General features: G+C 59.8%; 11 protein-coding genes. 3 read left to right on the plus strand and 8 right to left on the minus strand.

What is annotated here, in order from left to right:
- Positions 1-48: 48 nt before the first annotated feature.
- The 8 genes from PSEUDOMOFG3G_RS12100 to PSEUDOMOFG3G_RS12135 form a co-directional block, all read right to left on the minus strand.
- Positions 49-1,530 carry a mannitol dehydrogenase family protein gene (locus PSEUDOMOFG3G_RS12100; protein WP_139050045.1) on the minus strand — a complete coding sequence of 494 codons (1,482 nt, stop codon included), beginning with the start codon at positions 1,528-1,530 and terminating at the stop codon, positions 49-51.
- Between the two features lie 15 nt (positions 1,531-1,545).
- Positions 1,546-2,649, minus strand: coding sequence for an ABC transporter ATP-binding protein (locus PSEUDOMOFG3G_RS12105; protein ID WP_047229112.1), 1,104 nt, complete (start codon positions 2,647-2,649; stop codon positions 1,546-1,548).
- A 39-nt stretch (positions 2,650-2,688) separates the two neighbouring features.
- Entirely contained in the window at positions 2,689-3,519 is an 831-nt protein-coding gene (locus PSEUDOMOFG3G_RS12110) for a carbohydrate ABC transporter permease (RefSeq protein ID WP_047229111.1), read from the minus strand.
- A gap of 10 nt (positions 3,520-3,529) precedes the next feature.
- A complete protein-coding gene (locus PSEUDOMOFG3G_RS12115) occupies positions 3,530-4,462 on the minus strand; it encodes a carbohydrate ABC transporter permease (RefSeq protein ID WP_139050046.1) in 933 nt (310 codons plus the stop codon).
- Between the two features lie 140 nt (positions 4,463-4,602).
- Positions 4,603-5,913, minus strand: a complete 1,311-nt coding sequence (locus PSEUDOMOFG3G_RS12120) for a sugar ABC transporter substrate-binding protein (protein WP_047229109.1) — start codon at positions 5,911-5,913, stop codon at positions 4,603-4,605.
- 325 nt (positions 5,914-6,238) lie between these two features.
- A complete protein-coding gene (locus PSEUDOMOFG3G_RS12125) occupies positions 6,239-7,144 on the minus strand; it encodes an AraC family transcriptional regulator (protein ID WP_047229108.1) in 906 nt (301 codons plus the stop codon).
- A gap of 57 nt (positions 7,145-7,201) precedes the next feature.
- The gene (locus PSEUDOMOFG3G_RS12130; RefSeq protein ID WP_047229107.1) at positions 7,202-8,515 is read right to left on the minus strand and encodes a glycosyltransferase; all 1,314 of its coding nucleotides are present in this window, start codon (positions 8,513-8,515) and stop codon (positions 7,202-7,204) included.
- A gap of 80 nt (positions 8,516-8,595) precedes the next feature.
- Positions 8,596-8,967, minus strand: coding sequence for a response regulator (locus PSEUDOMOFG3G_RS12135; protein WP_373685073.1), 372 nt, complete (start codon positions 8,965-8,967; stop codon positions 8,596-8,598).
- 247 nt (positions 8,968-9,214) lie between these two features.
- Here PSEUDOMOFG3G_RS12135 and PSEUDOMOFG3G_RS12140 point away from each other — a divergent pair, with 247 nt between their 5' ends.
- From PSEUDOMOFG3G_RS12140 to PSEUDOMOFG3G_RS12150, 3 genes are read left to right on the plus strand one after another with little or no spacing between them, the layout of a single operon-like run.
- Entirely contained in the window at positions 9,215-12,700 is a 3,486-nt protein-coding gene (locus tag PSEUDOMOFG3G_RS12140) for a response regulator (RefSeq protein ID WP_139050048.1), read from the plus strand.
- On the plus strand, positions 12,700-13,515 hold the full coding sequence (locus PSEUDOMOFG3G_RS12145) for a protein-glutamate O-methyltransferase CheR (protein ID WP_047229105.1): 816 nt from the start codon (positions 12,700-12,702) through the stop codon (positions 13,513-13,515). Before PSEUDOMOFG3G_RS12140 ends, PSEUDOMOFG3G_RS12145 begins: the two co-directional genes overlap by 1 nt.
- Entirely contained in the window at positions 13,512-14,099 is a 588-nt protein-coding gene (locus PSEUDOMOFG3G_RS12150) for a chemotaxis protein CheB (protein ID WP_047229104.1), read from the plus strand. Before PSEUDOMOFG3G_RS12145 ends, PSEUDOMOFG3G_RS12150 begins: the two co-directional genes overlap by 4 nt.
- The last annotated feature ends 4 nt before the right edge of the window (positions 14,100-14,103 follow it).

Here is a 14,103-nt window from a genome sequence, read left to right on the forward strand (position 1 = left end):
CCAGCGGGAGCAAGCTCCCTCGCCACAGAAGCGGATTGCGTGCGCAGTTTAGTCCGCGTCAGCCAACACTCGCTCAAGCGTCCGCGTGACCCCGTGTTCGCGCAAGCTGTTGCAGCACCACTCGAAGGCTGCCACGAACTCGGGCGAGTGGGGAATGGCCGTACCGAAAATCTCTTCGACCTCCAGCAGGCGCTGGGTCACCAACGCATCGTCGGCCACCAGCGCCTGGCAGAACGCCGCCCGCGGGTCCGGGATCGAATACGTCACGCCGTTCTCATCCACGCCCTTCAGGTACACGGCCCAGGCCGCCACCACCAGCGCCGCGCGACGGGTTTGGCCGCCGTCGGCAATCAAGCGGTTGATCGTCGGCACGGTGAATTTGGGAAACTTCGACGAGCCGTCCGAGCACACCCGCTCCAACTGGTCGGCAATTGCCTGGTTGGAAAAACGCTCCACCAGCGTGTTCTTGTAGTCGGTCAGGTCGATCCCTGGCACGGGTGCCAGTTGCGGGGTCACGTCCAGGTCCATGTAGGCACGCATGTAACGCACGAACAGCGGGTCGTTCATGGTTTCGTGGACGAAGCGATAACCCTTGAGAAAACCCAGGTAGGTCAGCGCCAGGTGACTGCCGTTGAGCAACTTGATTTTCATTTCTTCATAGGGCGAGACGTCATCGGTGAACTGCACGCCGACCTTTTCCCAGGCCGGGCGACCGTTGACGAATTTGTCTTCCAGGACCCACTGCACGAAAGGCTCGCAGACCACCGGCCAGGCATCGTCGACCCCATGCTCGTCATGCAGTTGCAGCCGGTGGGCGACGCTGGTCATGGGCGTGATGCGGTCAACCATGGCGTTGGGGAAGCTCACGTGGCGATCGATCCATTGGCCCAGCTCGGCGTCGCGCAACGCGGCGAATGCCAGCAGCGCCTTGCGGGTCACGGCACCGTTGTGCGGCAGGTTATCGCAGGACATCAGGGTGAACGCCGGGGTGCCGGCGGCCCGGCGCTTGGCCAAGGCTGCGCAAAGGAAACCGAAGACGGTTTTCGGCTCGTCAGGATGGGCCAGATCGTGCTGGATCTGCGGCAGGTGGGCCATGAACTCGCCGTTACTGTCGTCGATGCAATAGCCGCCCTCGGTGATGGTCAGCGAGACGATGCGGATTTGCGGGTCGGCCAGTTTGTCGATCAGGGCCTGGGCGCCGTCTTCGGCCAGCAGCATGTCATTGATGGCTCCGATCACCCGGATTTCGGTGTCGTCGGTGTCCCCCAGCTCGTACAGGGTAAACAGGTAGTCCTGGCTGGCCAGGTCATCCCGGGCGCGGCGATCTTCGGCCCGCAAGCCCACGCCGCAGATGGCCCAGTCCAGGTCGGTGCCGGTGTTCATCAGCGCATCGGTGTAGTAAGCCTGGTGCGCGCGGTGGAAGCCGCCGACGCCGATGTGGGCGATGCCCTGGCTGATCTCGCTCAAGGAATAAGCGGGCAGGGCGACCTCAGGGCTGAGGTTGTGCAGGTTCTGTCGATTGAGTTTCATCACAAATCTCGGTAATCAGGCGGCGATGCGCAGCGCACGGGTGACCGCCACGCCCTCGGCATCGAATAAGTGGCAGTGTTCAGCATCCAGGTGCAGGTTCAGTTGCTCACCGAAACGGCTCGCCAGGTCGCCGCGCACGCGCATGGTCAAGGCTTCACCCGAGGCGGTGACGACGTGACAGAAGGTGTCGCTGCCCAGACGTTCGCTGACATCGGCGGTGACTTGCAGCGTGCAATCGCCCGGTTGTGCCAGGTTCAAATGCTCCGGGCGAATCCCCAGGGTCACCGCGCCGCCGACGCTCAGGCTGGCCCCACTCAGGGGCAGGCTGATCCGGGTGCCGGCGTCCAGCAGGACCTCACAACCCTGGTTCTCCAGCCGTGTGACTTTGCCTTTGAGAAAGCCCATTTTTGGCGTACCGAGGAACCCGGCAACAAACAGGTTGGCCGGCTGGTGATACAGCTCCAGCGGCGAGCCGATCTGTTCGACGCGCCCGCTGTTGAGCACCACCACCTTGTCGGCCAGGGTCATGGCTTCGACCTGATCGTGGGTGACGTAGATCATCGTTGCCTGCAGCTCCTTGTGCAGGCGCGCCAGCTCCAGGCGCATCTGCACGCGCAGGGCGGCGTCGAGGTTGGACAGCGGCTCGTCGAACAGGAAAATCTTCGGGTTGCGCACGATGGCCCGGCCAATCGCCACACGCTGGCGCTGGCCGCCGGACAACTGCTTGGGCTTGCGTTCAAGCATCGGCCCCAATTCGAGGATGCGCGCCGCTTCGTTGACCTTTTTCTCGACCTCGGCCTTGGGCACGCCGGCCAGGTCCAGGGCGAAGGACATGTTCTTGCGCACACTCATGTGCGGGTAAAGCGCGTAGGTCTGGAACACCATCGCCAGGTCGCGCTTGGCCGGACTGACTTCGGTGATGTCCCGGCCGTCCAGTTCGATGGTGCCGTCGCTGACTTCTTCCAGGCCGGCGATCAACCGCAGCAGCGTGGACTTGCCACAACCCGACGGGCCGACAAAGACCACGAACTCACGGTCGTTCACTTCAAGGTCGATGCCCTTGATGATGGAGAAACCTTCGAAGCCTTTTTGCAGATTCTTGATTTTCAGGTTGGCCATGATGATGGGCCTCCACTTCTGATAATGGTGTAAGGCGCGTTATTTCACGGCGCCGAAGGACAAACCGCGTACCAGCTGTTTCTGGCTGATCCAGCCGAAAATCAGGATCGGTGCGCAGGCCAGGGTCGAGACGGCCGACAACTTGGCCCAGAACAAGCCTTCGGGGCTGGAGTAGGACGCGATCAGAGCCGTCAGCGGCGCGGCTTTGGACGAGGTGAGGTTCAGCGACCAGAACGCCTCGTTCCAGCACAGGATCAGCGACAGCAGTACGGTGGAGGCCAGGCCACCCTTGGCGATGGGCAACAGGACGCGAACCATTTCCTGCCACAGCGTGGCGCCATCCAGACGCGCGGCTTCAAGGATGTCGCGGGGAATGTCCTTGAAGTAGGTGTAAATCATCCAGACCACGATCGGCAGGTTGATCAGCGTGTAGATGATGATCAACGCAGTCCGCGTGTCCAGCAGGCCAAAGCTCTTGGCCAGCAGGTAGATCGGCATCAGCACGCCCACCGGTGGCAACATTTTGGTGGAGAGCATCCACAGCAACGTGCCCTTGGTGCGCTGGGTTTCATAGAACGCCATGGAGTAGGCCGCCGGCACCGCAATCAGCAGGCAAAGGGCGGTGGCGCTGAAGGAAATCACCACCGAGTTCCAGGCGAAGCTGAAGTAGTTGCTGCGCTCGTTGATGTGCAGGTAGTTCTCCAGCGTCGGCGTGAAGATGAACTGCGGCGGCGTGGCGAACGCGTCGATTTCGGTCTTGAAGCTGGTCAGCACCATCCAGAAGATCGGGAAGAAGATCAGGATCGCGATGGCCCAGGCCAGCGTACCCAGCAGCAGGCTTTGCAGGCGACGGGATTGTTGAAGTGTCATGGCTGCGGCCTCAGTTCTTGTCGGTGAGGTTTTTGCCGATCATCCGGACCAGGATGATGGCGGCGATATTGGCAATCACCACGGCAATCAAGCCGCCGGCCGAAGCCATGCCGACGTCGAACTGCACCAGCGCCTGGTTGTAGATCAGGTAGGCGAGGTTGGTCGAGGCATAGCCGGGGCCGCCGTTGGTGGTGGTGAAAATCTCGGCGAACACCGACAGCAGGAAAATGGTTTCAATCATCAGCACCACCGCAATCGGGCGCGCCAGATGGGGCAGAGTCAGATGCCAGAAAATCGCGATGGGCCCCGCGCCATCCAGGCGGGCGGCTTCTTTCTGTTCCTGATCGAGGGACTGCATGGCCGTCATCAGGATCAGGATCGCGAAGGGCAACCATTGCCAGGACACAATGATGATGATCGACAGCAGCGGGTAGTGGGCCAACCAGTCCACCGGCTGTGCGCCGAACAGTTTCCACACCGAGGCGAGAATTCCCGAGACCGGGTGGAAAATCAGGTTCTTCCAGATCAGCGCGCCCACCGTGGGCATGATGAAGAACGGTGAAATCAGCAATACCCGCACGATGCCCCGGCCGAAAAACTCGCTGGCCTCCAGCAGCGCACTGATCAACACCCCGAACACGATGCTGATCAGCAACACGCTGCCCACCAGCAGCAGAGTGTTGGTCGCCCCGGGGACGAAGCCCGAATCGGTCAGGAAGTAAGTGAAATTCTCCAGCCCGACAAATTCGTTCTCGCCGGGGTAAAGCAGGTTGTAGCGGATCAGCGAGAAGTAGACGGTCATGCCCAGTGGCACGATCATCCACAGCAGCAGCAACCCCACCGAGGGGCTGACCAGAAACCAGCCTGGATTGGCCAAGCGGTTTTTGCGAACCGGTGGGGCAATCTCGCTGTGTGCTTTGGCGGTTGTCGTTGAACTATTCATGGCATTGAACCGATTTGTGCGGGCCTACAAAAATCCATTGTGGGAGCGAGCCTGCTCGCGATAGCGCAGGGTCAGGCAACATAGATGTTGAATGTGCCGGCCTCATCGCGAGCAGGCTCGCTCCCACATTGACGTCGGGGTTACTTGGGATAACCTGCGCGTTTCATCTCGCGTTCCGTGGTGGACTGCGCTGCGGTCAACGCCTGGTCCACGGTCTGCTGGCCGGTCAACGCGCCCGAAAAGAACTTGCCGACCTGGGTGCCGATGGCCTGGAACTCAGGAATGGTCACCAACTGGATACCGATATAGGGCACAGGCTTGAGAGTGGGGGCTTTCGGGTCAGCGACTTTCAACGACTCCAGGGTCACCTTGGCAAACGGCGCGGCCTTCATGTAGTCGTCGCTATAGGTCGAGGTACGTGTGCCTGGCGGTACGTTGGCAACGCCATCGGTCTTGGCGACCAATTGGCTGTATTCCTTGGACGTCGCCCACATGGTAAAGACCTTGGCCGCTTCCTTGGCTTTGGAACTGGCGGGGATGGCCAGCGACCAGGAGTACATCCACGAGGTGCCTTTGTCAGTCGTTTCATGGGGGGCGAAGGTGAATCCGACGTGATCGGCCACTTTGCTTTGGGTCTTATCGGTGACGAACGAACCGGCGACGCTGGCATCGACCCAGATTGCACATTTGCCGCTGTTGAACAGCGCCAGGTTCTCGTTGAAACCGTTGCTGGAAGCGCCCGGCGGGCCGGATTTCTTCATGTTGTCGACGTAGAAGTTCAGGGCATTCTTCCACTCGGGGCCATTGAACTGCGGCTGCCACTTCTCATCGAACCAGCGCGCGCCAAAACCGTTGGCCAGGGTCGTGATCAGCGCCATGTTTTCGCCCCAACCAGCCTTGCCTCGCAGACACAGGCCATATTGCTCCTTGGTCTTGTCAGTGAGTTTTTCCGCGAACTCACCGATCTGGGTCCAGGTCGGGTGTTCGGGCATGGTCAGCCCGGCGTCCTTGAACAGGTCGGTGCGGTAGTAGGTGATCGAGCTTTCGGCATAGAACGGCAGGGCGTAGAGCGTGCCCTTGACCGACAGGCCTTCACGCACGGACGGAAAAATATCATCCAGGGCATAACTGGCCGGCAAATCCTTCATCGGCTCCAGCCAACCCTTGGCCCCCCAGAGTGCGGCTTCGTACATGCCGATGGTCAGCACGTCGAACTGCCCGCCCTGGGTGGCGATGTCGGTGGTCAAGCGCTGGCGCAGGACGTTTTCTTCGAGCACCACCCAATTGAGCTTGATGTCCGGGTGCTCAGCCTCGAAGGTCTTCGAGAGCTTTTGCATGCGGATCATGTCGCTGTTGTTGACGGTGGCAATGGTGAGGGTCTGTGCGCCGAAACTGACGCTGCTGAGGGTCATGCAGGTGGAGACAAGCAGAGCTTTTACCGAAGGTTTCATCGCGCACTCCTTTTCCGCGCCCAAGGGCTGCGGAAGGACAGTTATTGTTTTTGTGTCTTCCGGATGAAGGGAAGAATGTGCGCTGATTACAGCCCTCAATCGCCGGCGAGACAAATCATCCGTCGCACTTGCGCTGATACTTTTTTGCACTGGATGGGATTTGGTCTGAGAAGGGGTTAGCTGTGGCGAGGGGATTTATCCCCGCTGTGTGGGAGCAAGGCTTGCCCGCGATGAGGATGACGCGGTCTTCCGGAGAACCGAGGCGCCTGCATCGAGCAAGCTTTGCTCCCACATAAATTCCCGCCACAGGGATAACCTGGGATTGTCAGCCCTGGTTCTGTTCGGTCAACCGCTGCACCGCCAGCCGCCGGTAATGGGAAGGGGTCATGCCCTTGAGCTGCTGAAAGCGCCGGTTGAAGTTGGATATGTTGTTGAAGCCCGATTCAAAACACACGTCCGTCACCGGTTTGTCGCCGTCGGCCAACAACTCGCAGGACTTGCTGATACGCAGGCGATTGACGAACTCGATGAAACAGCGGCCGGTGGCTTGTTTGAAGACGCGGCTGAAGTACGTCGGTTTCATGCCCAGATGGTCGGCCACTTCTTCCAGGGACAGTTCCCGTGCGTAATGGGCAAAGATGTAATCCACCGCGCGGTTGGTACGGTCAACGCTGTGCTCGTCCGCCGGTTGCGCCGCAGTGGCCCCGGAAAGCAACTGATAGTCATCGGTTGCGGCCAGCAGCTCCATCAGGATGAAAAAATGCCCCAGGCGGCTCATGCCTTGGGAATCGGCGATGCGCTGCATCAGGATCATGGCCTGGCGGATAGTGCGCTTGCAGCGAAATTCGATGCCGTACTGGGCGCGCTCCAGCAATGGCGCGACGGTCTTGAGCTCGGCAAACACCTGATGGCCGCTCTCGAACAGCTCGTCGGTAAAATTCACCAGCATGTCACGCTTGGGCACCACTTCGTCCTCGGCGACCTGGCTGATCCAGTTGTGGGGCAGGTTGGGGCCGGTGAGAAACAGCGATTGCGGGTAAAAGTTGCCGATATAGTCACCGATGAATACCTTGCCGGAGCTGGCGACGATCAGGTGCAACTCGTATTCCTTATGGAAATGCCAGCGCACCAGCGGGCACGGGAAACCGTGCTGGCGATAGATGATGGACAGCCCGTTATGGTCGTCCATCAGCTCATAGGAAGGGTCGGTGACTCTTGCAGTTCGGGTCATGGCCTGGCGCTTTTATTGTTATTGCCGCTGGATAATGCCCCCTTCGCCGCACGGGTGCTACCCCGTAACGCTTCCGGCCTGACTGTTGCGGTTCTTCTCCTCAATCCACTGGGACATGTATTGAGTGCTCTTGTGCTGGTGATGACGCAACATGCTGCCGGTGAAGTTATCCCGGCGCCGTTGCTCAAGGTCGGCGCGACAGGCTTCGAGGCAATCGATCAGCGCCTGGGCGTGGACCTGTCGGCGGTAACGGTCCGCCAGCAGCGCCAGGCCGTTATCCCGGGCGCGGGTCCAAAGGCTCTGCTCGCGGTACAACTGCACAGCGGCGTGGGCGATATCTTCGGCGCTTTGGGCAATCGCTCCGGGCCAGGGCATTTCACCGTGCATGGCTTCTGCGCCGATGGGTGTGGTGACATTGGGTGTGCCGCACAGCATGGCATCGATCAGCTTGCCCTTGATGCCGGCACCGAAACGCAACGGCGCCAGACAGACACGTGCCGCCGACATGACCTGCAGCGCATCCTCGGCCCAATTCATGATGTGAAACCCTTGGGCCGCGTTGTGCAGCGCCGCAGCCTTAGGCGGGGTGTAGGCGCCATACAGGTGCAGTTGCGCATCAGGCAGCTGTTGGCGGATCAATGGCCAAATGGCGTTTTTCATCCAGAGCACGGCGTCCCAGTTCGGCGCGTGGCGGAAATTGCCGATGCTGAGGAAATGCGCCCGGTCTGCGAACGGCACGCGTGCTTCGCTCGGCAGGTCCAGCATCAGTGGGCACCAATGCAAGAGGTTGCGGGGCAGTTTGAAGTGCTCTACCAGCAACTCGATCTCGACTTCGGACACCATCAGGCTCAGGTCGCACCGGTACAGGGCGGCGATTTCCCGCTTGGCCAGGTCGGTGCCGGCCATCAACTCGAACGCTTGAGGCAGGTCCTGCGCAAACAGATCGCTGAAATCCTGGGAAACGTCATCCTTCTTCAACCGATCCTTGAGCCGCTGATGCCGGGCGTGGCGCAGGCTTTGCAAATCGGACGTCTCCAGCACCCGAAGGGCGCCGGGGCAGTGTTTCTCGACCCGCCAGCCGAACTGTTCTTCCATCATGAACTGGTCGAACAACACGATATCCGGGGCCAGTTCAGCGATGAATGTATCGAAACTGCTGCTGTTGAGCTCGATCGGCACTTCGCCGATCCCCAGCGCGATCAGGTCGGCACGGTTCTCGCCAGGGCCCGCGGGACTGCTGAAGGTGATGTCCCAGCCTTGCCCAAGGAAGGCTTCGAGGATCTGCATGACGTGCCCGCTGGCAGCCGATGAACGCGGCTCGGGCCAGACATAGCCGATAACCAGGACCTTGGTGGCGGTGGGTTGACGCATGAGCGGGTGCTTCCTTGGAACGAATCGACGTGGGCGCTATCAGCGCGGGGCGCCGATAGTGACCAACAATTGCGTCAGGCTCAAGAAAGAATGCCGTTGACCTTGTCGCGCAACTGATCGATGGAAAAAGGCTTGCCAATCACCGCCATGCCTTCCGGCACATCGATGCTTTCGGCGTAACCGCTGGCAAACAGAATGGGTAGCTGAGGCCGAGCCGATCGGGCCTGCTTGGCCAGCTCGCGACCGTCCATCACCGGCAGGCCGATATCGGTCATCATCAGGGCGATGGGCTGCGCATCGTTACGCAGATACGCCAAGGCCTGTTCGCAGCCGTCCGCTTCCAGTACCTGGTATTCCAGCTCTTCCAGCACGTCGACAATCAACATACGTACGATGTCGTCGTCTTCGACTACCAGAATGGTTGGCTGGGTATCAGGAGCGGGGTTGTGCATGGTAGACATTCTCAGGGGATTGGGTTGGGGAGGTGTGCCAAAAAACGGCCTTATGCATGAGTAAGTAGCGAGGGGGCACAAGTTCCCTGGGTTGTACAAGAAAGGATCTATAGTACAAGAGCTGACAAGGATCGTCGCTTCCTCAGGCTTTTCGTGGAGTTTGCGCCTTTGCCCCGTCAGAATGTGGATCCAACCGGTATTTTTCGGCAAACTCCACGGTTTTCAACTGTCCACCAAGGCTTATTCCATGACTCCTTCGTCTTCGGTTGACGAGCAAAGTTTTCGCAAGCTCCTGAGCCGCAATATCAGCCTGCCACTGGGCATGGGCGCCCTCAGCGCGGTGTTTTTCATTGTGCTGATCACCTATCTCCTGTCGGTGATCCAATGGGTCGGGCATACCGATCGGGTGATCAATAATGCCAATGAAGCGCTCAAGCTGAGCGTGGATCTGGAAACCGGCATGCGCGGCTACCTCCTGACGGGCGACGAGCATTTCCTCGACCCTTATGAAGTGGCCAAGCCGCGTATCGCCGTCGCCCTGGAGACATTGTTGGAATTGACAGCCGACAACCCGATCCAGACCGACCGCCTGCATAAAGTGCAAGCGCTCCAGGTGGAGTGGGCCAACTACGCGCAAAGCATGATCGACCTGCAACGCAGCAGTGGCGATTACCGGGGAGCGGTGAAGGCCGGGCGTGGCAAGCGCTTGACCGATGAAATACGCAAGACCTACGAGGATATCGTCGAATCCGAGCAGCAGCTGCGCGCAGAACGCAACGACCAGGTGCGCACCACCACCCTCTGGAGCATCGCTCTGTACCTGTTGTTCGTGGCCGCCGTCAGCGGCTTGCTGGCCTATGTCGGGCGCCGGGATCTGTTGGGGCTGTCCAACAATTACAGCGCCAGCCTGAAGGTCCAGCAGCAGAGTGCTTTGCATCTGGAAAAACAGGCCTGGCTGCGCAATGGCCAGACGCTACTGGCCGAGCAGGTTCTGGGGCAACTGACGTTGAACCTGCTGGGACGCAACATCCTGCAGTTCTGTGCCCAATACATGGGCGCTGTCGTGGCCGCACTGTATGCGCGGGAAGAAAGCGGCCTGCTCAGGCGTGTCGCCACCTACGGCATGTCCCGAGAGGACGAAGAGCAACAGCAACAGGTGATCGTTGTCGGCGAAGGCATCGCTGGCCAGGCGGTCCAACAGGCGCGACTCATCCGCCTGGATGACGTGCCCGACGACTACCTGAAAGTCAGTTCGGGGTTGGGCCAGGGGTTGCCCAACAGCGTACTGGTCATGCCCACCAGTGACGATGACCGGATCAACGGCGTTGTCGAACTGGGCTTCCTGCGACCTGTGACCGATCGCGATATCGAACTGCTGGAACTGGTGGCCGGCAATATTGGCACCTCCATCGAAGCGGCCCGTTACCGGCAGCGTTTGCAGGAAGTCCTCGCCGAAACCCAGCAGCTAAACGAAGAGCTGCAAGTTCAGCAGGAAGAACTCCGGACCGCCAACGAAGAGCTGGAAGAGCAGTCACGCATCCTCAAGGAGTCCCAGGCGCATCTGGAAGCCCAACAACAGGAACTGGAGCAGACCAACGAGCAACTGGCTGAACAACGCGATGCCATGGACCAGAAGAACAGCGAGCTGAACCTGGCGCAGATCCAGTTGCAGGAACGCGCCGAAGAGTTGCAGCGTTCGAGCAAATACAAGTCCGAGTTCCTGGCGAACATGTCCCATGAACTGCGTACACCGCTCAACAGCTCACTGATCCTGTCCAAGCTGCTGGCGGAGAATCCGCAGCAGAACCTCAACGAAGAACAGGTGAAATTTGCCGAGTCGATCTATTCCGCCGGTAACGATCTGCTGAACTTGATCAATGACATTCTCGACATTTCCAAGGTCGAGGCCGGGAAACTGGAAGTGCGTCCGGAGAACACCGGCGTGACGCGCCTGGTGGAAGGCTTGCGTGACATGTTCATGCCCCTGGCGACGGATAAAGGCCTGAGCTTCGAGGTGCAACTGCTGCCCGACGCCCCGGCCATGCTGTACACCGACCGTCAGCGCCTGGAACAGGTACTCAAGAACCTGCTGTCCAACGCCATCAAGTTCACCGAGAAAGGCACGGTATGCCTGACGGTGGCCGGCCAGGCCGGGGCGGGCATCGCGTTCATGGTGCGGGACTCAGGAATCGGCATCGCCGCCGATCAGCAACAAAGCATCTTTGAAGCCTTCCGCCAGGCCGATGGCACTACGAATCGCCGGTACGGTGGGACCGGTTTGGGCCTGTCGATTTCCCGTGACCTGGCCACCTTGCTCGGCGGCTCGATTTCTGTCTCCAGCGAACCGGGGCAGGGCAGTGTGTTTACGCTGGTATTGCCAGAACGCTATGTCGAGTCGGGTGAGCCGCTGGTAGAACCGGGGATATTCACTGCGACCACCACAATGGCGCCACCCGCGCCCCCTGAACCCGTCAGCGCTCCGCTGATCGCCCAGGTCGATGTGCCCGTCGCCCCCTTCGCCGATGACCGCGACAAGGCACCGTTCAACACCCGCTGCATTCTGGTGATCGAAGACGAGCCCAGCTTTGCCCGGATCCTGTTCGACCTGGCCCACGAACTCGGTTACCAATGCCTGGTGGCCCAAGGTGCCGATGAAGGCTTCGACCTGGCTTCGCAATTGAGCCCCGATGCAATCCTGCTGGACATGCGCCTGCCGGATCACTCCGGATTGACGGTGTTGCAGCGGCTCAAGGAGCAACCTGGAACCCGGCACATCCCGGTACACGTGATTTCCGTCGAGGATCGTGTAGAAGCCGCGATGCACATGGGCGCCGTCGGCTATGCGGTCAAGCCGACCTCTCGCGAAGAACTCAAGGAGGTATTCGCCCGCCTGGAAGCCAAGCTGACCCAGAAGGTCAAGCGGGTGCTGCTGGTGGAGGACGATGATTTGCAACGCGACAGCATCACCCGGCTGATCGGTGACGATGACATCGAGATCACCGCTGTCGGCCTGGCGCAGCAAGCCCTGGACCTGCTGCGAAGCAACGCCTACGACTGCATGATCATCGACCTGAAGCTGCCTGACATGCTGGGCAATGACCTGCTCAAGCGCATGTCCACCGAAGATATCTGCTCATTCCCGCCCGTGATCGTCTACACCGGACGCAACCTGACCCGCGATGAAGAAGCCGAACTGCGCAAGTATTCACGCTCGATCATCATCAAGGGCGCCCGTTCGCCGGAGCGGTTGCTGGACGAAGTGACACTTTTTCTGCACAAAGTCGAATCCCGGTTGTCCCATGAACGGCAGCGGATGCTCAGGACCGCCCGCAGCCGCGACAAGGTTTTCGAGGGCCGTAAAGTGCTGCTGGTGGACGATGATGTGCGCAACATTTTCGCCCTGACCAGTGCCCTGGAGGCCAAGGGGGCGATCGTCGTCATCGGCCGTAATGGCTATGAAGCGATCGAGCGTCTGAATGAAGTCGACGACATCGACCTGGTGCTGATGGATGTGATGATGCCGGAGATGGACGGTTTCGAGGCCACCGCGCTGATCCGCAAGGACCCGCGCTGGCGCAAGCTGCCCATCATTGCCGTGACGGCCAAGGCCATGAAGGATGATCAGGAGCGCTGCCTGGCGGCCGGTTCCAACGATTACCTGGCCAAGCCGATCGACCTGGATCGTCTGTTCTCGCTGATTCGCGTGTGGTTGCCGAATATGGAAAGAATTTAGTGGAACGTAACACTGACATTGAAATCCGTTTGTTGATCGACGCGATCTACCTCAAGTACAGCTACGATTTTCGGGACTATTCCGGCGCCTCCATCAAGCGTCGGGTCCAGCACGCGCTGAGCCAGTTCGAGTGCAAGACCATCTCGGCACTGCAGGAGCGCGTGTTGCACGACCCGGGCATGTTCATGCAACTGCTGCAACTGTTGACGATCCCTGTCAGTGAGATGTTTCGCGACCCGTCGCATTTCCTGGCGATCCGCGAAGAAGTGGTGCCGCTGCTCAAGACCTATCCTTCGATCAAGATCTGGATCGCCGGTTGCAGTACCGGGGAGGAGGTCTATTCCATGGCGATCCTGCTGCGCGAGGAAGGGCTGCTGGACCGTACGCTGATTTATGCCACCGACATCAATCCGCGCTCCCTGGAAAAAGCCAAGCAGGGCATTTTTTCGCTCGAGAACGTACGGGCCTACACCCAGAATTATCAGCGCGCGGGAGGGCGGCGATCATTTGCCGATTACTACACCGCCGCCTACGATTACGCGATGTTCGACAAAACCCTGCGCGAGAACGTGACCTTTGCCGATCACAGCTTGGCGACTGATAGCGTATTCTCAGAAACTCAGTTAATTTCATGTCGTAACGTCTTGATATACTTTAACAAAAAGCTGCAAGATCGCGCGTTCGGATTGTTCCATGAGTCCCTCTGTCACCGTGGTTTCCTGGTACTGGGCAGCAAAGAAACACTGGATTTTTCGTCTTTCGGCAAGCAATTCGAGCCGTTGGTCAAACAGGAACGGATCTATCGCAAGTTATGAACCAGACGATGCACAGATCCAGATCGCCCATTCAAGCCATTGTCGTCGGTGCATCCGCCGGCGGCGTCGAAGCGCTGCTCAAAGTCTTCGGGCAACTGCCAAAGGGCTTCGGCGTCCCCATTCTGGTCGTGTTGCATCTGCCCGATGAGCGTGACAGCCAGATGGCCCAGGTCTTCGGCCATCGTCTGGCGATACCGGTGCAGGAAGCTCAGGACAAGCAGAACATTCAACCGGGCACTTTGTATGTAGCCACACCCGGCTATCACCTGTCGGTCGAGGCCGACCGCAGTCTTTCGTTGAGCCTGGAGGAACCGGTGCACCATTCGCGGCCGTCGATAGATGTGCTGTTCGAATCCGCCGCCGACGCCTTCGGTCCGAACCTGCTGGCGGTAGTGCTGACCGGCGCCAACAACGACGGTGCCCAGGGCCTGGCCAAGGTCCGGGAGCTGGGTGGAATAACGGTGGTCCAGGACCCCGGCGAAGCCCAGGTTTCGACCATGCCCGAAGCAGCACTTGCCCTGCAAGAGCCCGACCATATCCTCACTTTGCAAGGCATCGGCCAATTGTTGGCCGCTCTGGAATGAACCA

Source organism: Pseudomonas sp. FG-3G (assembly GCF_901007645.1).
Taxonomy (GTDB): Bacteria; Pseudomonadota; Gammaproteobacteria; order Pseudomonadales; family Pseudomonadaceae; genus Aquipseudomonas; species Aquipseudomonas rhizophila.